Raw genomic sequence first — 22437 nt, 5'->3', positions numbered from 1 at the left:
GTCGCCGGCGGTGCTCAACAGGCGGGTGACGTCGACCTTCAGCGCGCGCAATTCCTCGCTCATCCTGTCACTGTCGAACATGGATTTGGTGTCCTCATCAAAATCCAAACGAGCCTAACTCCTGCCCGTGCGATCGCGCTTGACTTGCGTCAAGAGGCGGGCGTGTTCGGGAGGCTTGAGACAGGTCAATCCGGCCGCCACATGCTGGCTTAGAAATACCGGCTGAATGGGGACCGATTGTCCCGATGAGGTGGAAAGCGTGAACCACGAACCGCTGCTGCACGCGACACCGTCCGGCGACGTGCTGAAATTGCGCCCTGAGGGGCCCTGGACCGCCGCGAACGTGATGACGCTCGAGACTTTGTCCCGCTCGGTCGGAGGCGACGTCGATCGCTCACGCGCCGTAACCTTGGACATGTCGGGCATCAGCGCGCTCGATACGCTCGGCGCCTGGGTCCTGGAGAAGCTGTCGCGCAGGGTCGCGTCGTCAGGCAGGTCAGCCGAGTTCGTCGGCCTCGCCGATCATTTCAGCGGGCTTATGGACGAGGTGCGCCAGGTCAACCGCCACACCCCGGCCCCGAGCGCTGCGCCCAATCCCGTTCTGGCGAGGCTGGGCGAACTCGGGAAGTCCGCGGTGGGCGCGCGGGAAGATATCACGATCTTCCTCCAGATGCTCGGCGCCTTGTTCATGGCCATCATCGGCGTACTGCGCCGGCCGCGTTCGCTGCGGCTGACCTCGCTGGTGTATCAGCTCTACCGCATCGGGTGGCAGGCGATCCCCATCGTCACGCTGATCACCTTCCTGATCGGCGCTATCATCGCGCAGCAAGGCTTTTTCCACTTCCGCAGATTCGGCGCGGAATCGTATACGGTCGACATGGTCGGCATCCTGGTGCTGCGCGAGCTCGGCGTGCTGATCGTCGCCATCATGGTGGCGGGACGGTCGGGGAGCGCCTACACCGCCGAGCTCGGCTCCATGAAGATGCGCGAGGAGATCGACGCGCTCTCCACCATGGGGCTCGATCCCGTCGACGTCCTGATCCTGCCGCGCATTGCGGCCCTGGTCATTGCGCTGCCCATCCTCACCTTCATCGGATCGATCGCCGCGCTCTACGGCGGCGGGCTCGTCGCGCAGTTCTATGGCGATATGGGGCCGGCGATCTACATCGCGCGCCTGCACGAGGCCATTTCCGTCACCCATTTCGAGGTCGGCATCCTGAAGGCGCCGTTCATGGCGCTGGTGATCGGGATCGTGGCCTGCAGCGAGGGATTGCGCGTCAAGGGGAGCGCCGAGTCGCTCGGGCGGCAGACCACGACGTCGGTGGTGAAATCGATCTTCCTGGTGATCGTGCTCGACGGGCTGTTCGCGGTCTTCTTTGCCTCGATCGGAATGTGACGATGGACGCATTCCAAGACCAGTTTGCGATCCGCGTCCGTGACCTCGTCGTCGGCTTCGGTCGTCAGACTGTTCTCGACCACCTGTCGCTCGACGTCCGCCGCGGCGAGATCCTCGGGCTGGTCGGGGCCTCGGGCGGCGGCAAGTCGGTCCTGATGCGGACCATCATCGGTCTCATCCCACGCCGGAGCGGGACCATCGAGGTCATGGGACAAGCCGCCGGAGGCGACGGCCGCGGCGCAGCGACGGCATGGGGCATCCTGTTTCAGCAGGGCGCGCTGTTCTCCTCGCTGACCGTGCGCCAGAACGTCCAGTTTCCCTTGCGCGAGAATCTCGTCCTGTCGCAGGAGTTGATGGACGAGATCGCGATCGCCAAGCTTGAAATGGTCGGCTTGCGCGCCGAGGACGCCGACAAATATCCGGCGGAGCTGTCCGGCGGCATGACCAAGCGCGTGGCACTGGCGCGCGCGCTCGCACTCGATCCGCCGATCCTGTTCCTGGACGAGCCGACCTCGGGCCTCGACCCGATCGCCGCCGGCGAGTTCGACGCGCTGATCAAGACACTGCAAAAGACCCTGGAGCTCACCGTGTTCATGGTGACCCATGACCTTGCGAGCCTGACCACGGTCTGCGACCGCGTCGCCGCGCTCGCCGACGGCAAGATCGTGGCGATCGGCCCGATGCGCGAATTGCTGCAATCCGAGCATCCCTGGGTGCGCGCTTATTTCCACGGCAAGCGCTCGCAGATGCTGCAACACGAGATGAGATGAGAGATGGAAACCCGCGCTCCCTATGTGCTGATCGGCAGTTTCGTGCTGGCCGCGATCGTCGCGGTGTTCGGCTTCGTCTATTGGCTGAACAACACCGGCGGCATCGGGCCGCGTACCAGCTACCACGTGCAATTCCAGAGCCCGGTGCCCGGCCTCCTGGTCGGCGCCGGCGTGCTGTTCAACGGCATTCGGGTCGGAGAGGTCACCCAGCTCGGGCTCGCGCCTGATAACCCGCGCTTCGTCAATGCCACGATCTCGGTTGCCACGGCGACGCCGGTGCGTGCCGACACCAAGGTCGGTCTCGAATTCCAGGGCCTGACCGGCATTCCCGTGGTGACATTGGAGGGCGGCGTGATCGTCGCCAAGTCCGGCGAGCTGCCGACCTTGATCGCGGAGGCCGGCGCAGGCCAGAGCATGACGCAGGCGGCGCGCGACGCGCTGCGGCGGGTCGACACGGTGCTTCAGGACAATTCCGGCCCGCTGAAGGACACCATTGCCAATTTCAAGACCTTCTCCGACGGGCTCGCACGCAACACCGGCAAGATTGATGGTATCCTGGCGGGCCTCGAGAAGATGACCGGCGGCGGCACGCCCGCGCAGAAGATCACCTACGACCTGCGCCCGCCGCAGAATGTCGCGCCGGCCGGCAAGATGCTATCCGCCTCACTGGCCATTCCCGAGCCGACCGCCGTGGCGATGCTACAGACCCAGCGCATGCTTTTCGCGTCTGGCGGGAACAGGCCGGGCTTTGGGGACTTCCTCTGGGCTGACAGCATTCCGAAACTGGTGCAGGCGCGCCTGATCGACAGTTTCGAGAACTACGACATCGCCCACGCCCCGCTGCGCACGACGGACCTCGGGCAGGCGGATTACCAGCTCCTGATCGACATCCGGCACTTTCGGATCGCCACGGAAGGGGAGGCTCGGGCCGAGATCGGATTGTCGGCGCGGATCGTCGACAAGAACGGCAAGGTGATCGCATCGCGGCTCATCGAGACCAGCGAAAAGCTCGACAAGGTCGAACCGGCCGCTTCAGTCGCCGCCTTCGATGCGGCCTTCGCGCGCATCGTGAAGGAGCTGATCGGATGGACCGTGCAGGCGGTATAAGGGGCGACTATTCCAGCGTCTTCAGGTAGGATAGCAGGTCGTGAATCTGGTCCGGGCTGAGCTCGAAGGCCGGCATGTCGGCATGTCCGGTGTAGATCCCCTCGGCCAGCGCCTCGCCAAGGCTGTTGATCGGATAGCGCCGATGCAGGTTGCGTAGCGGGGGCGCGATCTCCAGCGGGCTTTTGGAGGCGCGGTCGATCGCGTGACAGCGTGCGCAATTGGCTCGGGCAAGAGCCTTGCCGCGTTGTTCGGCGGTCGGAGCCGCTAGCGCAGGCGTGATCAGAAGCAGCCCAATCAGGCCGTGACGCAGTGCGCTTTGCAGCATGGAATCATCCCGTCGAACCCCAGGAGCAGAATAAGAGGGGGATGCCAGCCGAATTTGATCTGAGTCAATCGGCTGCGGCACGGTGCAGTAAAATGCAGCCGCGCGGTGGACTCGGCCTGACGTCGGGAGCGGCCGGCGCGGGGAGCGGTGGATGAAGCCTTCCGTGGTCACGAGTGAGCTGAACGGACATTTTTGCGACGATTGTGCCGTTCGCGGAGCGGCGGTCTGCTCGTCGCTGGATGCAGCCGAACTCCGGGAGTTCGAGCATCTCGGCCGCCGCGTCCATTTTGATTCGGGCGAGACCGTGTTTTCCGAGGAGGACATCACGACCTCGTTCTACAACGTCCTCGAAGGCGTCATGCGGCTATACAAGCTGCTGCCTGACGGCCGGCGGCAGATCGTCGGCTTTGCCTTGCCCGGTGATTTCCTCGGGATGAATCTGTCCGGCCGGCACAATTTTTCGGCCGACGCGATCGGCGTGGTGAACGTGTGCCAATTCCCAAAAGGGCCTTTCGGCCGTTTCATCGAAGACCGGCCGCAATTGCTCAGGCGCATCAACGAACTGGCCATTCGCGAGTTGAGCCAGGCTCGCGACCATATGGTCCTGCTCGGCCGCCGCTCGGCCGACGAGAAGGTCGCGACCTTTCTGCTCGGCTGGCGTGAGCGGTTGGTCGCGCTCAAGGGTCCGTCTGACATGGTCGCCCTTCCGATGAGCCGCCAGGACATTGCCGATTATCTCGGCCTGACCATCGAGACCGTCAGCCGCACCTTCACCAAACTGGAGCGTCTGGGCGTGATCGAGATCATTCACGGCGGCATCAGCCTGCTCGATCCGGCCCGCGTCGAGGCCATGGCCGCAGCCTGACCTCATCTCCGCGACGCTCTCGGCAATTTGATCCCGATCAATGACGGCGGCCATGCCCCGCAAAATAATGCCGGAGACAAATCCGGGAGGGGATGATGCCTGCTGACGCGTTGCTGGTGACCGTTGTTGTCGTCGCGATCTTTGTCGTGTTCGACGCAGTTCTGGCCTGGGCTGACCGGCAAACCAGCGCCGGCCCGCTCGATCCGGATTCCAGGCACTGAAGCCTTCTGCAGGTCCAAGTCCAGGTCTAGGTCCGAGTCCGGCGCGCCAGGGCCGATATTCGCCCAGGCGGGCGCTGGGCCCTCGGCAGCGTCTCGACGCAATCGCGGTTTGCGTAATTCACAACTCTGCGTCGAGGAAGACGCATCGCCGCAGCTTTCGGCTTCTGACTTCCCCGTTATCGGCCTTTTCGTGGCATTTGCCTCAAATCGCGCGCGTGCTTTCCGGTTGAAATGACTGGTAACGTTGACTACGCAGGAACTCAGTGCCTCGTAGTCTTAGGAGCCCCGCGGCGTGCCTCAGGACAAGACCGGCGATCCCCGACAACAGGCGGGCAACAAACTATCGGTCCTGCGCAAGCACCCGATCTTCGCGGATCTGGAGCCGGAGGCGCTCGATCAACTCTGCCGCTATGCCAAGCATACCACCGTCAAGCGTGGCGCGACGATCGCCGCCAAGGGCGATCCCGGCAACAATCTCTTCGCGGTGATCGCGGGGACAGTCAAGATTTCCTCCTCATCGCCTGATGGGCGGAACGCCATACTCAATCTGATCGGCCCGGGAGAAATCTTTGGCGAGATCGCCGTGCTCGACGGCGCGCCCAGGTCGGCGGATGCGACCGCCAACACCAATTGCGAGCTCTACGTCATCGATCGCCGGGACTTCCTGCCGTTCGTGAAGAGCCAGCCGGCGCTGGCGATGAAGTTCATCGAGCTGCTGTGCGCGCGTCTGCGCTGGACCAGTCAGCAGGTCGAGCAGGTGATCCTGCAGAATCTGCCGGGCCGGCTTGCCAGTGCGCTGCTCGGTCTCACCGAGGAGCGCAAGCTGGATTCCGGCAGCGGCACGCTCGCCATCACGCAGCAGGAGATCAGCGAGATGGTCGGGATGACGCGCGAGAGCATCAACAAGCAATTGCGCGCCTGGGCCGGTCGCAACTGGGTCCGCCTCGAGCACGGCGCCATCGTCGTGCTGGATACGGACGCGCTGCGCGAGCTCGCCGAGAGCGGCCTCGGCGGCGAGTGACGCGCGCTTCCGATCGGAGGCGTCACGTCACGGGCCAGCGACGTCGAGCCAGCCCGCCATACCCACCATAGTGCGAATTGCGCCAGAAATCGATCGATGCAAGTCTGGCATCGATCGATGCCGGATTTGGCTTGGACAGAGAATGCCGCCCGCCCTAGGGACGACATTGGCGCTTGACTTCACACCTGAAGCGGAGCGACCCAAGGCGGCCTGCAGCCGGGCCGACAACGATACAATCAATCCAACAACCCAGGAGGAAAGCCCAAATGAAGACGCTCACCGGTATCATCACAGCCGTTGCACTGGCGGTCTCAGCGCCCCTGGCCACCGCACGCGATTTCCGCTCAGCCGACGTTCACCCCGCCGATTATCCCACCGTCGAGGCGGTCAAGTTCATGGGCCAGCAGCTCGCGGCGGCGAGCGGCGGCAAGCTTGGCGTGAAGGTGTTTCCGAACGGCGCCCTGGGTTCGGAGAAGGACACGATCGAGCAACTCAAGATCGGCGCGCTCGACATGATGCGGATCAACGCATCGCCACTGAACAATTTCGTGCCCGAGACCATCGCCTTGTGCCTGCCCTTCGTCTTCCGGGATACGCAGCACATGCGCACCGTCCTCGACGGTCCGATCGGCGATGAGATCTTGGCAGCCATGGAGCCCGCGGGCCTGGTCGGCCTTGCCTATTACGACAGCGGCGCGCGCTCGGTCTATACCGTCAAGGGACCGGTCAAATCGCTGGCCGATCTGAAGGGCCTGAAGATCCGCGTCCAGCAATCCGACCTGTGGGTCGGCATGATCCAGAGCCTCGGGGCCAACCCGACGCCGATGCCCTATGGCGAGGTCTACACCGCGCTCAAGACCGGCCTCGTCGACGCTGCCGAGAACAACTGGCCGTCCTACGAATCCTCCCGTCACTTCGAAGCCGCCAAGTTCTACAACATCACCGAGCACTCCCTCGCGCCCGAAGTTCTCGTGATCTCGAAAAAGGTCTGGGACACGCTGAGCAAGGAGGATCAGGCGATGGTGCGCAAGGCCGCCAAGGAATCGGTGCCCGTCATGCGCAAGCTCTGGGACGCGCGCGAGCAGGCCGCCCGCAAGACCGTCGAGGCCGCTGGCGTTCAGGTGGTCACGATCGCCAACAAGGCGGAGTTCGTCGATGCGATGAAGCCGGTCTACCAGAAGTTCGCCGGTGACGAGAAGCTGCAGAGCCTCGTCAAGCGCATCCAGGACACGAAATAAGACAATTCGGGAACGGGTCCGGTGTCGCCGCGAGGCGGCACCGGCCACCTAAGGAGGCGCGGGATGACAGACCCACACGTCGCAAGTCACGAGCAGGGGGCCGTAGCGGCACGCCCGTCCACGGGCTTGCTGTCGCGGGTCAATGCCCCCATTGCGCGCCTTGGCATGTACCTGTCGGTGACCGGCCTGCTCGTCATCGTCGCCATCGTCTTCTACCAGGTGTTCGGACGTTACGTGCTCAACTCCAGCCCGACCTGGACGGAGAATTTGGCGCTGGTCCTGATCCTCTACGTCACGCTGATCGGCGCCGCCGTGGGCGTACGCGATGCCGGCCATATCGGCATGGACAGCCTGCTGGTCATGCTCCCCGATCACGCGCGCGAGAAGATCGAGATCGTGATCCACGTTCTGGTCGCAATGTTCGGTCTCGCCATGGCCTATAACGGCTGGATCCTCGGCGCCTCGGTCGGCACCGTGAAGATCCCCAATCTCGGCCTGCCCGAGGTGATCCGCTACGTGCCGCTGATCGCCTCCGGCATCCTGATCGTTTCGTTTTCCATCGAGCACATCATTGCTCTCTTGCGCGGCGAAGAGGTCGTCCCGTCATGGAACTGATCATCCTCGGCGCCACCTTTTTCGGCTTTCTGATCCTCGGCGTACCGGTCGCGTTCGCGATCGGCCTGTCGGCGATCTGCACCATTCTCTACGAAGGCCTGCCGGTCGCCGTCATCTTCCAGCAGATGATGTCGGGGATGAACATCTTCTCCTTCCTCGCCATTCCGTTCTTCGTCTTCAGCGGTGAGCTGATGCTGCATGGCGGTGTCGCCGACAAGATCGTGCAGCTCGCCAAGAACCTCGTCGGGCACATCCGCGGCGGGCTCGGCATGTCGAACGTGGTCGCCTGCACGCTGTTCGGCGGCGTCTCGGGCTCGCCCGTCGCCGACGTGTCGGCGATGGGCGCGGTGATGATTCCGATGATGAAGAAGGAAGGGTTCGACACCGACTACGCCGTCAACGTCACCACCCACGCCTCGCTGGTGGGCGCCTTGATGCCGACCAGCCACAACATGATCATCTATGCGCTGGCGGCCGGCGGCAAGGTCTCGATCGGCGCGCTGATCGCGGCCGGCCTCCTGCCGGCGCTGGTGCTGATGGTCTGCATGCTGGTTGCCGCCTACGCGGTCGCGGTGAAGCGCGGTTATCCGGCCGGCAAATTCCCGGGCTGGGCCGAGGTGGTCCGCTCGCTGGCAGCCGCGCTGCCGGGGCTCTTGATCGTCGGCATCATCCTGGCCGGCATCCTGTCAGGCGTCTTCACGGCAACCGAATCGGCGGCCATCGCCGTCACCTACACGATCCTGCTGACGTTCCTCATCTACCGCACCATGACTTGGGGCAACTTCCTGCGCGCCGCCGCCAAAGCGGTGAAGACGACGGGAGTGGTGCTGCTGCTGATCGGCGTCTCCACCATGTTCCAGTACCTGATGGGACTTTACGAGGTGGCGGATCTCGCCGGCGGGATGATGAGCAAGGTGTCGACGCAGCCCTGGGTGATCTTCCTGCTCATCAACGTCATTCTGTTCGTGCTCGGCACGTTCATGGACATGGCGGCGACCATCCTGATCTGCACCCCGATCTTTCTGCCGATCGCGATGAAGGCGGGCATGGACCCGGTGCAGTTCGGCATGCTGATGCTGATCAACTGCGCCCTCGGGCTCAACACGCCGCCGGTCGGAACGACGCAATTCGTCGGCTGCGCCATCGGCGGCATCTCGGTCGGCGCGGTGATGCGCACCATCCTGCCGTTCTATGCCGCGCTGATCGCAGCACTGATGTTCGTGACCTACGTCCCTGCATTCTCGCTGTGGCTGCCGCGCCTCTTGATGGGCTACAAGGGCTAGCAGCACCAGGGAGACTTTGTCAGTGACGGACTATCGCAAGCTCTTCGATCTCACCGGCAAGACCGCGCTCGTTCTCGGCGCCGCATCCGGCATCGGCAGGTCGTCGGCCGAAGCGCTTGCGGATCTCGGCGCCCATGTGTTCTGCGCCGATCGTGCGCTCGACGCAGCGGAGGCGACAGCCGCCGGCATTCGCGACAAGGGCGGCTGGGCGGAAGCAGCTGGCTGCGACGCGGCAAGCGCCGCGGACGTCAATGCGCTCGCCCAAACCGTGATGCAGAAGTTTCCGCGGCTCGACATCGCCGTGACGACGCCCGGGCTCAACATCCGCAAGACCATCCTCGACTACACCGAGGAGGATCTCGACCGCGTCCTCACCCTCAACGTCAAGGGCACGGTCTGGTTCTTCCAGGCCTTCGGCCGCATCATGGTCGCGCAGAAGGGCGGCAGCATCATCGCCTGCTCCTCGGTCCGCGCGGTGACCATCGAGCCCGGCCTCGGCGTCTACGGTTCGACCAAGGCGGCGATCGGCCTGTTGGTGAAGGGCTTTGCATCCGAGGTCGGCCACGCCGGCGTGCGCGTCAATGCGATCGCACCGAGCATCGCCGAGACCGCGCTGACCGGCCCGTTCAAGCAGCGCCCCGACATCTACAATCTCTACGCCGGCCACACCGTGTTCAACCGCTGGAGCAGCGCAGACGAGGTCGCGACCGCCGTCGCCTATCTCGCCTCGGATGCCGCGAGCTATGTCAGCGGCAGCACGCTGTTCGTCGACGGCGGCTGGACCGCCGTCGACGGCCCGCCGACCGGTCTCACCCAGTTGCACAAGTAGCGAAAGGCGCAGCTCGGGTTGCGCTTGCGCGTAGCGCGGCTCACTGGGCCGGCCTCCTTCGCAACCGCAGCAGGAAGCTCCGGCGCGCGCGGCTTGAGCAAATCGCATGGGGCTTGCCGGATAAATGCGCTCGGCTGGCCGGTATTTTGGTGTTACGAACTGGGACATGAACCAGCACGCCAAGATCGGAACGAAGATCGAGATCCGCCATTCGACCTGTCCGCATGATTGCCCATCGGCCTGCGCCCTCGATGTCGAGGTGGTCGAAGGCCGCAGCATCGGTCGCGTCCGCGGTTCGAAGAAGCAGACCTACACCGCCGGCGTCGTCTGCGCCAAGGTCGCCCGCTACGCCGAGCGCATCCACCATCCCGGGCGGCTGATCTATCCACTGCGCCGCACCGGCCCCAAAGGTTCAGGTCAGTTCGCGCGGATCTCCTGGGACGAGGCGCTGGACGAGGTCGGGCATCGCTTCAACCAGGCGGAGCGCGAGTTCGGCGCGGAGTCGATCTGGCCCTATTACTACGCGGGCACGATGGGCCTCGTGATGCGCGACGGGCTCAACCGCCTCACGCATGTGAAGAAATATTCGCGCTTCTATCAGACCATCTGCGCCAATGTCGCGCGTATCGGCTTTGCGATCGGCACCGGCAAGATCGCCGGCGTCGATCCGCGCGAGATGGCGCGGTCCGATCTGGTCGTGATCTGGGGCACCAATCCCGTCAACACCCAGGTCAACGTGATGACGCACGCCTCGCGCGCCCGCAAGGAGCGCGGCGCGAAAATCGCGGCGGTCGATATCTACGACAACGACACCATGAAGCAGGCCGACATCAGGATCATCCTGCGGCCCGGCACCGACGGGGCGTTCGCGTGCGGCGTCATGCATGTCCTGTTCCGCGACGGCTATGCCGATCGCGCCTACATGGACAAATACACCGATTGCCCGGCCGAGCTCGAGGCGCATCTGAAGACGCGCACGCCGGAATGGGCGTCGGCGATCACAGGCGTTTCGGTGGCGGAAATCGAAGCCTTCGCGAAAGCGGTTGGCGAAACCAAGCGCACCTTCTTCCGCTTTGGCTACGGCTTTACGCGCAGCCGCAACGGCGCGACGCAGATGCACGCCGCAAACTGCATTCCCGCGGTGACCGGCGCCTGGCAGTATGAAGGCGGCGGCGCCTTCTTCAACAATTACGCGCTGTGGCACTTCAACGAATCCATCATCGAGGGCCACGATGCCATCGACAAGTCGACCCGCGCGCTCGACCAGTCGCAGATCGGACGTATCCTCACTGGGGACACCGAAGCTCTGCAGGGCAAGGGCCCGGTCAAGGCGCTGCTGATCCAGAACACCAATCCGATGACGGTCGCGCCGGAGCAGGCGCTGGTCCGGCGGGGCTTTGCGCGCGAGGATCTGTTCGTGGCGGTGCACGAGCAGTTCATGACCGAGACGGCCCAGATGGCCGACATCGTGCTGCCGGCGACCATGTTCATGGAGCATGACGACCTCTATTACGGCGGCGGCCACCAGCACATCTCGGTCGGGCCGAAGCTGATCGACCCGCCGGGCGAATGCCGCTCCAACCACGAGGTGTTGCAGGCGCTGGCGCCGCGGCTGGGCGCCAGCCATCCGGGCTTCGAGATGAGCCCGCGCGAATTGATCGACGCCACCTTGAAGCTGAGCAATCACGGCGACATCGCCGGCCTCGAAGCCGACATCTGGCGCGATCTGCAGCCGGATTTCCGCACCTCGCATTATCTCGACGGCTTCGCCCACGCCGACGGCAAGTTCCATTTTAAAGCCGATTGGGCGCATCCGCCGTTCGGCGTGACCATGGGCGACTACGACAAGATGCCGGGCCTGCCGGATCATTGGGCGGTGATCGAGCACGCGGACCAGGCCCATCCGTTCCGGCTTGCGACCAGCCCCTCGCGCAGCTTCCTCAATACTACCTTCAACGAGACGCCATCCTCGCAGGCGCGCGAGGGCCGGGCCAGCGTGATGATCCACCCGCTCGACGCCGCCGCGCTCGACATCGCCGATGGCGATGCGGTGACGCTCGGCAACGGCCGCGGCGAGACCACGCTGATCGCGACGCTGTTCGAGGGCGTGCGGCGCGGCGTCCTGATCGCCGAATCCGTTCATCCCAACAGCAACCATATCGGCGGCCGCGGCATCAACATGCTGACGGGCGCGGACACCATCGCGCCGATCGGCGGCGCGGCGTTCCACGACAACAAGGTCTGGATCAGGAAGGCGGCCTCAGCTCAGGGCGCGCACTCCGTGACGCCGTAACTTACGAATTCCTTCGCGATGTTCGGGTTCATCGACTTGGCCTGCGCGATGTCGGTGGCGCCGTCGCCGCCGCTTCTGCGCGCAGCGATGCCGCGGCCGAACAGCGAGGACGAGGAGCGCGGATTGCGCTGGATCGCGTCGGTATAATCCTTGATTGCCTCGGCGGTGCGCCCGAGCTTGAGGTTGACGAGCCCGCGGCTGTCGAGTGCATCGCTCAAGCCCGGGTTCATCTGGAGCGCCAGATTGCAGTCGGCGAGCGCGCCTTGCAGGTCGCCGGTCGCAGTCCGGGTCCAGCAGCGGTTGTTCAAGGCTTCGGCGTCCCTGGGCGCGCGGCGGAGCACCGCGTCGAAATCCTGCATCGCGAGCGCATAGGCGCGCTTGATCGCGTAGACCTGGCCGCGCTTGTAGCGCGAGATGACATCGTTGGCGTTCGCTGTGATCTTGCGGCTGAGATCGGCGATGACAGGATCTCGTGCCAGCTCGTCCGCATTCGGGGCGGGCTCCGCCTGGGGTGCCTCGCAGACCGGCTTTTGCGGCTCGACTGTCTGCGGCTCCGGCTTGGTCGGAGCCGCGTCGTCCCGCGGACGCGTCGCCGGGCTTGCGAACGAGAACTCCGTCGTCAGCGAGGAGGACACCCAGGGCACCTGCTCGCGGTTGGTGGCGGCAACGACGCCGTTCTTGGTGTTGGTCAGGGCCTGGTCGGCGCTGATATTCGGTGCGCGCATTTCGCGCAGCAGTTCGGCGACGAACAGGCTGCGATCCGTCTTGCCGCTCGCCGTGACCGCGCCGAGCGCGGCGGAGTAGAGCACCAGCGTATTGCTCGGTGCGATCGCCGGTGCAAGGCCGGCCGAATAGCGGCGGAAGCGTCGCTCGAACGGGTTGCGGCGGGAGGCGTCGATCAGCGCGATCTTGATCGCGGCACCGCGCGTGTTCATCTCGGCAAGGATGGTGTCGAGGCTGAAGCCGTCGCGCGAGACGTCCGGCTCGGTCCAGATCTGGGCGTCGACCGGCAGCAGATAGGTCTGACGGTTGGATTGGATGGCAAAGCCGTCGAAGAAGATCAGCGCCACCGTGCCGCGCTCGATGCGGCCGTAGAAGCGGCCCAGCGCCTGCCGCATGGCATCGCCGGTGAGATTGCTCTGCCTGTCGACGACGAAGCCGCTGCGCCGCAATTCCTCGGCGAGGTCCTGGGCATCGTTGGCGACCTCGCTGAGCACGAACTCATTGTCGGGATATTTCGCGTTGCCGATCACCAGCGCGATTCGTGCGGCGTCGGCCGCAGGGCATGCGGCGCCGCCGCTCAGCACGACCAGTCCTGCCAGCAACAACATGAATGCGGCGCGCATGAAATGGCTCATCGGTGATCAAATCTCCGGTCAGGATAGCGCGCGCAAGGTCCAATTCAATCGCGAAGCGAAGTTGCGCCCACACGCTATGCCGGCGCGACCCTGCAGATTGCCCTTGCGCGCGCCGCCGGTCCTGCCGCAAATGGCTGCAAAACAGGACCAAGCAAGCGAGCATGCCATGACCGACACCACAGCAATCATTACCGAGAAGCGCGGGCAGGCGTTCTGGATCACCATCAACCGTCCGGAGAAACGCAACGCGCTGAACGGCGAGGTCATCGCCGGCATCACAAGGGCCTATCGCGACGCGCATGACGACAAGGACGTCCGCGTCATCGTGCTGACTGGCGCGGGCGACAAGGCGTTCTGCGCGGGCGCCGACTTGCAGAATTCCGGCGCGGCTTTCGCGATGGATCATTCCAAACCAAATGTCGACTATGCCGATCTGTTACGTTTGTCACAGAACGCCACCAAGCCGGCGATTGCGCGCCTCAACGGCGTCTGCATGGCCGGCGGCATGGGCCTGTTGTGCATGACCGACATGGCGGTTGCGGCCGATCACGTCGTCTTCGGCTTGCCGGAGGTGAAGGTCGGCGTGTTCCCGATGCAGGTGCTGAGCCTATTGCAGCGCATCGCTCCGCCCCGTCTCGTCAACGAATGGGCGCTCACGGGCGAGCCGTTCGACGCCAGGGCCGCGCAGGCCGCGGGGCTGCTTAACTACGTCGTGCCTGCCGCCGAACTCGATGCCAAGGTCGACTGGCTGATCGGCCGCATCGTTGACAAATCCCCGACCGCGATCCGCCGCGGCAAATACGCCATGCGCGCGATCGCCTCGATGTCGTTCGACGAGAGCATCGCCTACACCGAAAGCCAGATCGCGCTGCTCGCGATGACCGAGGACGCCAAGGAAGGCCTGAAAGCGTTCAGCGAGAAGAGGAAGCCGGTCTGGACGGGGAGGTAGAGGATGGAGCGCAGCTCTCGTGTCCCGGACGCGCTGCAGCGCGTGAGCGCTGCTGCGCAGAGCCGGGACCCGGAAGCGCCAGGGGGAACATTCGGTGACATGGGCCCCGGCTCTGCAGCGCACCGCAAGGGGCGCTGCGCTGCGTCCGGGGCACGAGAGTGGGTTTACCAGCTCAGTCCGATTTTCAACGAGAATGTAGCTGCATCCTCCGCCGTCATTCCGGGGCGCGCGCAGCGCGAACTCGGAATCCATCGTGCAGCTCGCGATATGGAGAAATGAACCCGGGCTCGCGCCAAGTGGCGCGCCCCGGAATGACGAGCTACCCCGCGTTCGCCTTCAGCCCAGCCGCCTGGATGCCCGCCACCGCGCAGGCCTCATCATTGTCCGAGGTGTCGCCGGAGACGCCGACAGCGCCGAGCAGGGTCGCGCCGTCCATGATCAGCACGCCGCCGGGGACCGGCACCAGTGCGCCCTTGGCGATTGTGTTCACCGCATCGATGAAATAGGCCTGCTCCTGCGCGCGTTGGAACAGGGCGCGCGAGCCCATGCCCATGGCGAGCGCGCCGTAGGCTTTGCCATGCGCGATTTCGGCGCGCATCAGGCTGGTCCCGTCCTGCGCGGCCGCGAGCTTGAGCACGCCGCGCGCGTCCAGGACGGTGACGACCAACGGCTTCAGCTTGAGCTCGCCGGCCTTCGCGAAGGCGGCGTCGAGGATTTTCCGGGCGGTGTCGAGGGTGAGGTCAGCCATGGCTGGTTTCCTTTGCAGCTGGAGAAGTGGCATTGGATTTGGCGCGATCGAGGCTCATGGCGAGCACGCGCGCGACGTGAAGCGCCTCGCGCTGGGCGCCGTCATGAATTTGGTGCCGGCAGGAGGTGCCGTCAGCGACGACCAGCGTATTCCGATCAGCCTTCCGCACGGCCGGCAGCAGCGACAGCTCGGCCATTTCGATCGAGGCATCATACGTGTCCGCACCGTAGCCGAACGCGCCGGCCATGCCGCAGCAGCTCGACTCGATGGTCTCGACCTCAAGGCCCGGGACGAGGCGCAGCACCTGCTCGACCGGCTTGAAGACGCCGAAGGATTTTTGGTGGCAATGGCCGTGCACCATGGCCTTGTCGGCGATGATGCCGAGCGGCAGTTGCAGCCTTCCGACCTCGGTCTCGCGCACCAGAAACTCCTCGAAGGTCAGCGCATGGGCGCCGACCGCCTTGGCCTCGTCGTCTTTGCGCAGCGAAGCGAGCTCGTCACGCAGCGTCAGGAGGCAGCTTGGCTCGAGGCCGACGATCGGCACGCCGCGCGCCGCGTAGGACGCGAAAGCCGAGACCAGCCGGTCGAGCTCGATCTTGGCTTCGTCGACGAGGCCGGCTGAAAGGAAGGTGCGGCCGCAGCACAGCGGGCGGCTGCCGCTCGCAGGTTTCGGCAGATGCACGCGATAGCCGCCGGCCGTGAGCACGCGCAGCGCCGCGTCCAGGTTCTCGCGCTCATAGATGCGGTTGAAGGTGTCGGCGAATAGCACGACCTCGCGGCCGGCCTCCGGGCCAACGCTCTCGGCGGGCGGCGCGAACACATCGCTGCGGAAGGCGGGGAGCGCCCGGCGCGCGCTGATGCCGGCAAAGCGCTCGAACAGCCTTCGCAACAGTGGGCTGTCGTTGCGCCAATTCGCCAGCGGCGCGAGGCGCGAAGCAAGGCCGGCATAGCGTGGCAGATAGCCGACCAGCCGGTCGCGCAATGTCAGGCCGTGCGAGGCGGCGCGGGCGGCGAGCACCTCGATTTTCATCTTGGCCATGTCGACACCGGTCGGGCATTCGTGGCGGCAGGCCTTGCAGGAGACGCAGAGTTTGAGCGTCTCCATCATCTCGTCCGACGACAGCGCATCGGGGCCGAGCTGGCCGGAGATCGCAAGCCGCAGCGTGTTGGCACGTCCGCGGGTGACGTCCTTCTCGTTGCGCGTGGCGCGGTAGGACGGGCACATCGCGCCGCCCTCCAGCTTGCGACAGGCGCCGTTGTTGTTGCACATCTCGACCGCGCCCTGGAAGCCGCCGCCGGCGCCGGGATAAGCGGACCAGTCGAGCTTCGTCTTCAGCTCGCCGACCCGATAGTCGGGCTTGAAGCGGAACAGCGAGCGGTCGTCCATCCTGGGCGCATCGACGATCTTGCCCGGATTGAGCACGCCGCCGGGGTCGAAGCGCTGCTTCACCTCCCTGAAGTCGGCGACGAGGCGCTCGCCGAACATGCTCTCGTGGAATTCGGAGCGCACCAGCCCGTCGCCATGCTCGCCCGAATGCGAGCCCTTGTACTCGCGCACCAGCGCAAAAGCCTCTTCGGCGATGGCCCGCATCGCCTTGACGTCCTTCTCCAGCTTCAGGTTCAGCACCGGCCGCACATGCAAGCAGCCTTCGGAGGCGTGCGCGTACATCGTGCCACTGGTGCCGTGTTTGGCGAACACTTCGTTCAGCCGCGCGGTGTAGTCGGCGAGGTGCGGCAGCGGCACGGCGCAGTCCTCGACGAAGGAAACAGGCTTGCCTTCCTGCTTCATCGACATCATGACGTTGAGGCCGGCCGCGCGGAAGTCGGCGATGCCGCTCTGCAGCGCTGGTTCGGTGATTTCGACCACGCCGCCCCATTTGCGCGTGTCGTTGTTCCAGCCGAAGCCGAGATCAGCCATCAACTCGCTGAGCTGCTTGAGACGCACCAGATTGTCGGCTTGGTCCTCTTCGGCGAATTCGACCACCAGCACGGCGTCCGGATCGCCCTTGATCGCCGCGGAGATGACGGGTGCGAACATCGCGATGTCGCGGCCGAGCGCGATCATGGTGCGGTCGACCAGCTCGACCGCGATCGGCTTGAGCTTGACGAGGTGCTGGGCCGCGTCCATTGCCTCGTAGAAGCTGCCGAAATGGCAGACGCCGAGCACCTTGTTGCGGATCACGGGCCACAGCTTCAGCTCGACCCTGGTGGTGAAGGCGAGGGTGCCTTCCGAGCCGACCAATAGATGCGCCATGTTGTTCGGCGCATTGCGCGGCACCAGCGCATCGAGATTGTAGCCGCCGACGCGCCGCTGCACTTTCGGGAAGCGCGCGGCGATCTCGTCGGCCTCCCGGGTGCCGAGATCGAGCATATCGCGGAACAGCGCGCGGGTGCTGTCGCCCGCCTCGAGATCGGACAGATCGCGTGCGACCTCGCCGAAGCGGCTGATCGTGCCGTCAGCCAGCGAGGCTTCCATCGACAGCGTGTTGTCGCGCATGGTGCCATAGCGAAGCGAGCGGCCGCCGCAGGAATTGTTGCCGGCCATGCCGCCGATGGTGGCCCGGGAGGCCGTGGAGACGTCGACCGGAAACCACAGGCCGTGCTTCTTGAGCTGACGGTTGAGGTCGTCGAGCACGATGCCGGGCTCCACGACGCAGGTGCGGCCTTCGACATCGAGCGACAGGATCCGGGTGAGGTGCTTGGAGAGATCGACCACGAGGCCGTCATTGACGGTCTGGCCGCATTGCGAGGTGCCACCGCCGCGCGGGGTGACCTTCAGCCCCTCGTCGCGCGCGATCGCCAGCGCCCGCAAGGCCTCGTCCATGGTCTTGGGGACCACCACGCCTGCCGGCATGATCTGGTAGAACGAGGCGTCGGTGGCGTAGCGGCCGCGGCTGAAGCCGTCGAACAGGACGTCGCCGGTCAATTCCGACCGCAGGCGCCGTTCGAGCGAGGAGGCGTTCGTCATCCCTGATCCCGGACTGACCCAGCGAGGCTCAGCCTTGCTGAGTTATTCATTGTGATTCCTGACCGACTGTATTGTGAATGCAAAATGAGCGAGCCACGACGCCCTCAAGGCGATGCCGGCACGCTCTCTTGGGGCTCGGTCAAGTGCTCGATCGCCGCAGTTCGCTTGTTGCGCAGATGCTGGAATAGGATGTCGCTGAGCTCGCTGCCGGCGCGGCGGCGCAGCGCATCGAGGATGGCCTCGTGCTCGCGCATGGCTTCTGCCCAGCGCTGCCGCCTGCGGGCGAAATTGGCGGAATAGCGGACGCGGCGAATGCGGCCGGCAAAATTCGCGTAGGCTGTCTTCAGCGTCTCGTTGCGCGCGGCCGCGACGATGCTCTCGTGGATGCGCTGGTTGGCCTGGAAATAGCCGTGCATGTCGCGATGCAGGTAATAGCCGTACATCTCGTAATGCAGCTGTTCGATCGCCGTGATTTCCGCATCCGTGATGGCTTCGCAGGCGAGGCGTCCGGCCAGGCTTTCCAGGCCCGCCATCACGTCGAACAGTTCTTCGAGGTCGCGCTGGCTGAGCTGGCGCACCCGCGCGCCACGGTTGGGCAACAGCTCGATCAGGCCCTCGGCGGCGAGCACCTTGAGCGCCTCGCGCAGCGGCGTGCGGGAGATGCCGAGCATCTCGCAGAGCTGCCGCTCGGGAACGCGCGCGCCTTCGGGAATATTGCCTTCGACCACGTAGTCGCGCAGCCGCAGCAGGATCTCGCCATGCAGCGAGGCCTCGTGACGGTTTTCCTGGCGGTCGCCGTTGCTGGCGGGCGGGGTGATCGGAACCCCGGTGTCGGGAATCGTGGATTTCATTTGCAGCACGGTAGTTTGTCCGATTGCTCGCGTCGACGCTCGCAATCGAATACCAGATTTCGATTGAATGGACAAAAAATGAATGCAAAATAGCGGTAGAGCCGGCCGTAACCCGCCGAAAGGGAGCTTTTCATGCCTCAGGGACGCCATTTCCTGCAGATTCCGGGCCCGAGCCCGGTCCCCGAGCGCGTCCTGCGCGCGATGGACATGCCTGTCATCGACCACCGCAGCGCCGAATTCGGCGAGCTCGGCCGGACGGTGCTCGAAGGCAGCCAGAAGGTCTTCCAGACCAAAGGGCCGGTGGTGATCTTCCCCTCGTCGGGGACCGGCGCCTGGGAGGCCGCGATCGTCAACACGCTGTCGCCGGGCGACAAGGTGCTGATGGTCGAGACCGGCCACTTCGCCACGATGTGGCGGCAGATGGCCGCCCGCTTCGGCATCGAGGTCGATTTCGTCCCGGGCGACTGGCGCCGCGGCGCCGATCCCGCGGTGATCGAGGGCAAGCTCGCCGAGGACACCGCGCGCACCATCAAGGCCGTGATGGTCGTGCACAACGAGACCTCGACCGGTGCGACCAGCCGAATCGCCGAGATCCGCGCCGCGATCGACCGCGCCTCCCATCCGGCGCTCTTGATGGTCGACACCATCTCCTCGCTCGGCTCGGTCGACTATCGTCACGACGAGTGGAAGGTCGATGTCAGCGTCAGCTGCTCGCAAAAGGGTTTCATGCTGCCGCCCGGCCTCGGCTTCAACGCGATCTCGGACAAGGCCTTGGCTGCGTCCAGGACCAACAAGATGCCGCGCTCCTATTTCGACTGGGAGGAGATGCTCAAGCCCAACGCCAAGGGCTTCTTCCCCTATACGCCCGCGACCAATCTGCTTTACGGGCTGCGCGAGGCGATCGCGATGCTGCTCGAGGAGGGGCTCGACAATGTCTTTGCACGGCATCAGCGCTTGGCGGCTGCGACGCGCGCCGCCGTCAATCATTGGGGTCTCGAAGTGCTCTGCCAGGAGCCCTCAGAGTTCTCGCCGGTGCTGACGGCCGTCCTGATGCCCCCGGGGCATGATGCCGATCAGTTCCGGCAAGTCGTGCTCGACAATTACAACATGTCGCTCGGCTCGGGCCTGTCGAAGGTCGCCGGCAAGGTCTTCCGCATCGGCCATCTCGGCGAATGCAATGCGCTGACGCTGCTCGGCGCGCTCACCGGCGTGGAGATGGGCTTGTCGGTGGCCGGCGTGCCGCACCGCTCCGGCGGTGTGGACGTTGCGATGAAGCTGCTGGAGCAGCGCCCGCAGGGCAATGCCGCGCCGCATCTGAAGATCGTGGGTACGTGAAGGTGTGGTCGCGGCGGGACGGCTGGGCAGGCCGGCCCACCATGCACGAACGGCCCTTTGGAGGAGGGGACAAGCCGGTCAAATGGTGCTATTCGGCGCCCACCAAACCAAGGCAAGACCGGGAAGGACGCCGATGACCGTGCACACTGGAAGGCATTTCTTACAGATTCCAGGACCGACCAACGTGCCCGATCGGGTGCTGCGGGCGATGGACATGCCGACTTTGGATCATCGCGGTCCGGAGTTCGCCGAGCTCGGTTTTGCTGTCCTTGCCGCAATGCAGCGCGTGTTCCGCACCAAGCAGCCCGTGATCATCTTCCCCTCGTCCGGCACCGGCGCCTGGGAAGCGGCGATGGTCAACGTGTTCGCGCCCGGCGACAAGGTCTTGATGTGCGAGACCGGCCAGTTTGCCGTGCTCTGGCGCGGCATCGCCGATAAATTCAAGCTCGATGTCGACTTCATCCCGAGCGATTGGCGCCATGGCGCCGATCTTGCCGAGATCGAGAAGCGTCTTGCCGCCGACAAGCAGCACGCCATCAAGGCGGTCTGCGTCGTGCACAACGAGACCTCGACCGGCTGCGTGACGCCGCCTTTGGAGGTACGCAAGATCCTCGACCGCACAAAACATCCGGCGCTGCTGATGGTCGACACCATCTCCGGCCTCGGTTCGATGGAATATGAGCACGACGCCTGGGGCATCGACGTTTCGGTCGCGGGCTCGCAGAAGGGCCTGATGCTGCCGCCGGGCCTCGGCTTCAACGCTGTCTCGGAGAAGGCGCTTGCGGTGGCGAAGGTTAACCCCGGCATGCGCTCCTACTGGGACTGGCAGGAGGTCATCAGCTTCAACAAGCTCGGCACCTTCCCCTACACGCCCGCGACGAACCTGCTCTACGGCCTGCGCGAGGCGGTGAAGATGCTGGAGGAGGAGGGGCTGGAGAACGTCTGGTCCCGCCACAAGCGCCACAGCGCGGCGACACGCGCCGCGGTCAAGGTCTGGGGCCTGGAGACGCAATGTGCCGATCCCGCCGCGCATTCTCCGGCGCTGACCGGCGTGCGCGTGCCCGAGGGCTTTGATGCGGACGCCTTCCGCAAGGTGGTGCTGGAGAACTTCGACATGTCGCTCGGCACCGGCCTGAACAAGGTCAAGGGCAAGGTGTTCCGCATCGGCCATATCGGCCATTTCAACGATCTGATGCTGATGGGCACGCTCGCCGGCGTCGAGATGGGTCTCGATCTTGCAAAGATCCCGCACCGGAGCGGCGGCGTGCTCGCGGCCATGGACGTCCTCAAGGGACGCGACGTGGTGCCGATGACCAAGGCTCAGGTTGCTTGAAGGCAGCCTGACTGAACTTTAACGAAGAAAGTGAGCGCGCGATGAACGCACCGACGGCTGCCAACGAAGACCTGCTCTACTCCGTCACGGACGGCATCGCGCGGATCACCTTCAACCGCCCGCAGGCGCGCAACGCCATGACCTTCGCCATGTATGACCGCATGGCGGAGATCTGCCAGGAGATCAACACCGACCGTTCGATCAAAGCGCTGATCCTGACCGGCGCGGGCGACAAGGCGTTTGCCTCCGGCACCGACATCTCGCAATTCCGCGCCTTCAAGACCGCGCAGGATGCGCTCGACTACGAGGCGCGCATCGATCGCGTGCTCGGCACGCTCGAGCAGTGCCGCGTGCCGGTGATCGCGGCGATCGCCGGCGCCTGCACCGGCGGCGGCGCGGGGATCGCGGCCTGTTGCGATCTTCGCATCGGCACCGAGACGACGCGGATCGGCTTTCCGATCGCGCGCACGCTCGGCAACTGCCTGTCGATGTCGAACATCAGCCGCGTCGTCGCGCTGGTCGGTCCCGCCCGCACCAAGGATCTGATCTTCAGGGCGCGCCTCGTCGAGGCGCCGGAGGCGCTGGCGCTCGGCCTGCTCAACGAGGTCGTGCCTGATGTGGAGACGCTGCAGCGCCGTGCCGACGAGACAGCAAAGCTCGTCGCCAGCCACGCGCCGCTGACGCTGGAAGTGACCAAGGAAGCGGTGCGCCGCATCCGCCGCACGCTTTCGCGGGAGGAAGGCGAGGACCTGATCCTGAAAGCCTATATGAGCGAAGATTTCCGCGAGGGCATGGATGCCTTCCTCAACAAGCGGGCGCCGGTCTGGAAGGGCAAATAAGTCTCACCGGCTTTCGGATTCGTCAGTCGAAAGTCATATGCGTGCAATTGCCCGTCTGCTTGAACTCCTCAGGATTAGTCCGCACTATGCAGG

The 22437-nt window shown here is 65.0% G+C and carries 20 protein-coding genes; 15 read left to right on the top strand and 5 right to left on the bottom strand.

Annotation, left to right across the window (positions count from 1 at the left end; genetic code table 11):
- The first annotated feature begins 259 nt into the window (after positions 1 to 259).
- From HZZ16_RS12350 to HZZ16_RS12340, 3 genes are read left to right on the top strand one after another with little or no spacing between them, the layout of a single operon-like run.
- Positions 260 to 1396: an ABC transporter permease gene (locus tag HZZ16_RS12350; protein WP_197948725.1), complete on the top strand. Its 1137-nt coding sequence runs from the start codon at positions 260 to 262 to the stop codon at positions 1394 to 1396.
- Positions 1397 to 1398: 2 nt separating this feature from the next.
- Positions 1399 to 2166, top strand: a complete 768-nt coding sequence (locus HZZ16_RS12345; RefSeq protein WP_197948724.1) for an ABC transporter ATP-binding protein — start codon at positions 1399 to 1401, stop codon at positions 2164 to 2166.
- Positions 2167 to 2169: 3 nt separating this feature from the next.
- Positions 2170 to 3273, top strand: a complete 1104-nt coding sequence (locus HZZ16_RS12340; protein WP_197948723.1) for an ABC-type transport auxiliary lipoprotein family protein — start codon at positions 2170 to 2172, stop codon at positions 3271 to 3273.
- Positions 3274 to 3280: 7 nt separating this feature from the next.
- Here HZZ16_RS12340 and HZZ16_RS12335 read toward each other — a convergent pair whose 3' ends face one another.
- Positions 3281 to 3598: a c-type cytochrome gene (locus HZZ16_RS12335; RefSeq protein ID WP_197948722.1), complete on the bottom strand. Its 318-nt coding sequence runs from the start codon at positions 3596 to 3598 to the stop codon at positions 3281 to 3283.
- A 151-nt stretch (positions 3599 to 3749) separates the two neighbouring features.
- On the opposite strand from HZZ16_RS12335, the gene HZZ16_RS12330 reads away from it, so the two are divergent.
- From HZZ16_RS12330 to HZZ16_RS12300, 8 genes are all read left to right on the top strand, one after another.
- Positions 3750 to 4463 (top strand): helix-turn-helix domain-containing protein, encoded by a 714-nt coding sequence (locus HZZ16_RS12330; RefSeq protein WP_197948721.1) that lies wholly within the window; start codon positions 3750 to 3752, stop codon positions 4461 to 4463.
- A gap of 95 nt (positions 4464 to 4558) precedes the next feature.
- On the top strand, positions 4559 to 4684 hold the full coding sequence (locus tag HZZ16_RS37910; RefSeq protein ID WP_283815789.1) for a hypothetical protein: 126 nt from the start codon (positions 4559 to 4561) through the stop codon (positions 4682 to 4684).
- 292 nt (positions 4685 to 4976) lie between these two features.
- Positions 4977 to 5705, top strand: coding sequence for a Crp/Fnr family transcriptional regulator (locus HZZ16_RS12325; RefSeq protein ID WP_197948720.1), 729 nt, complete (start codon positions 4977 to 4979; stop codon positions 5703 to 5705).
- Between the two features lie 266 nt (positions 5706 to 5971).
- Positions 5972 to 6943 carry a TRAP transporter substrate-binding protein gene (locus HZZ16_RS12320; RefSeq protein WP_197948719.1) on the top strand — a complete coding sequence of 324 codons (972 nt, stop codon included), beginning with the start codon at positions 5972 to 5974 and terminating at the stop codon, positions 6941 to 6943.
- A 63-nt stretch (positions 6944 to 7006) separates the two neighbouring features.
- On the top strand, positions 7007 to 7558 hold the full coding sequence (locus tag HZZ16_RS12315) for a TRAP transporter small permease (protein ID WP_197948718.1): 552 nt from the start codon (positions 7007 to 7009) through the stop codon (positions 7556 to 7558).
- Positions 7549 to 8841 (top strand): TRAP transporter large permease, encoded by a 1293-nt coding sequence (locus HZZ16_RS12310; protein ID WP_197948717.1) that lies wholly within the window; start codon positions 7549 to 7551, stop codon positions 8839 to 8841. The genes HZZ16_RS12315 and HZZ16_RS12310 overlap by 10 nt, the downstream gene beginning before the upstream one ends.
- Positions 8842 to 8863: 22 nt before the next feature.
- Positions 8864 to 9670, top strand: coding sequence for an SDR family NAD(P)-dependent oxidoreductase (locus tag HZZ16_RS12305; RefSeq protein ID WP_197948716.1), 807 nt, complete (start codon positions 8864 to 8866; stop codon positions 9668 to 9670).
- A gap of 166 nt (positions 9671 to 9836) precedes the next feature.
- Positions 9837 to 11963, top strand: a complete 2127-nt coding sequence (locus HZZ16_RS12300) for a molybdopterin oxidoreductase family protein (RefSeq protein WP_197948715.1) — start codon at positions 9837 to 9839, stop codon at positions 11961 to 11963.
- Here the strand turns inward: HZZ16_RS12300 and HZZ16_RS12295 are convergent.
- Entirely contained in the window at positions 11936 to 13309 is a 1374-nt protein-coding gene (locus tag HZZ16_RS12295; RefSeq protein WP_246510083.1) for a caspase family protein, read from the bottom strand. The two genes, HZZ16_RS12300 and HZZ16_RS12295, sit on opposite strands and share 28 nt — an antisense overlap.
- A 178-nt stretch (positions 13310 to 13487) precedes the next feature.
- Here HZZ16_RS12295 and HZZ16_RS12290 point away from each other — a divergent pair, with 178 nt between their 5' ends.
- Positions 13488 to 14270: an enoyl-CoA hydratase/isomerase family protein gene (locus tag HZZ16_RS12290; protein WP_197948713.1), complete on the top strand. Its 783-nt coding sequence runs from the start codon at positions 13488 to 13490 to the stop codon at positions 14268 to 14270.
- Between the two features lie 319 nt (positions 14271 to 14589).
- Here the strand turns inward: HZZ16_RS12290 and HZZ16_RS12285 are convergent, their stop codons facing one another.
- From HZZ16_RS12285 to HZZ16_RS12275, 3 genes are all read right to left on the bottom strand, one after another.
- Positions 14590 to 15018 carry a GlcG/HbpS family heme-binding protein gene (locus tag HZZ16_RS12285; RefSeq protein WP_197948712.1) on the bottom strand — a complete coding sequence of 143 codons (429 nt, stop codon included), beginning with the start codon at positions 15016 to 15018 and terminating at the stop codon, positions 14590 to 14592.
- Positions 15011 to 17986: an FAD-binding and (Fe-S)-binding domain-containing protein gene (locus tag HZZ16_RS12280; protein ID WP_197948711.1), complete on the bottom strand. Its 2976-nt coding sequence runs from the start codon at positions 17984 to 17986 to the stop codon at positions 15011 to 15013. Before HZZ16_RS12280 ends, HZZ16_RS12285 begins: the two co-directional genes overlap by 8 nt.
- Before the next feature lie 104 nt (positions 17987 to 18090).
- The gene (locus HZZ16_RS12275; RefSeq protein WP_197948710.1) at positions 18091 to 18837 is read right to left on the bottom strand and encodes a GntR family transcriptional regulator; all 747 of its coding nucleotides are present in this window, start codon (positions 18835 to 18837) and stop codon (positions 18091 to 18093) included.
- Positions 18838 to 18969: 132 nt separating this feature from the next.
- Here HZZ16_RS12275 and HZZ16_RS12270 point away from each other — a divergent pair, with 132 nt between their 5' ends.
- From HZZ16_RS12270 to HZZ16_RS12260, 3 genes are all read left to right on the top strand, one after another.
- Positions 18970 to 20172, top strand: a complete 1203-nt coding sequence (locus HZZ16_RS12270) for a pyridoxal-phosphate-dependent aminotransferase family protein (protein ID WP_197948709.1) — start codon at positions 18970 to 18972, stop codon at positions 20170 to 20172.
- Between the two features lie 133 nt (positions 20173 to 20305).
- Positions 20306 to 21505 carry a pyridoxal-phosphate-dependent aminotransferase family protein gene (locus HZZ16_RS12265; RefSeq protein ID WP_197948708.1) on the top strand — a complete coding sequence of 400 codons (1200 nt, stop codon included), beginning with the start codon at positions 20306 to 20308 and terminating at the stop codon, positions 21503 to 21505.
- A 41-nt stretch (positions 21506 to 21546) separates the two neighbouring features.
- Positions 21547 to 22344 carry an enoyl-CoA hydratase/isomerase family protein gene (locus tag HZZ16_RS12260; RefSeq protein ID WP_197948707.1) on the top strand — a complete coding sequence of 266 codons (798 nt, stop codon included), beginning with the start codon at positions 21547 to 21549 and terminating at the stop codon, positions 22342 to 22344.
- Positions 22345 to 22437: the final 93 nt, after the last annotated feature.

The sequence above is a fragment of the Bradyrhizobium glycinis genome (assembly GCF_016031655.1).
Classification (GTDB): Bacteria; Pseudomonadota; Alphaproteobacteria; order Rhizobiales; family Xanthobacteraceae; genus Bradyrhizobium; species Bradyrhizobium glycinis.
This window is presented reverse-complemented; position numbering and strand designations above follow the sequence as displayed.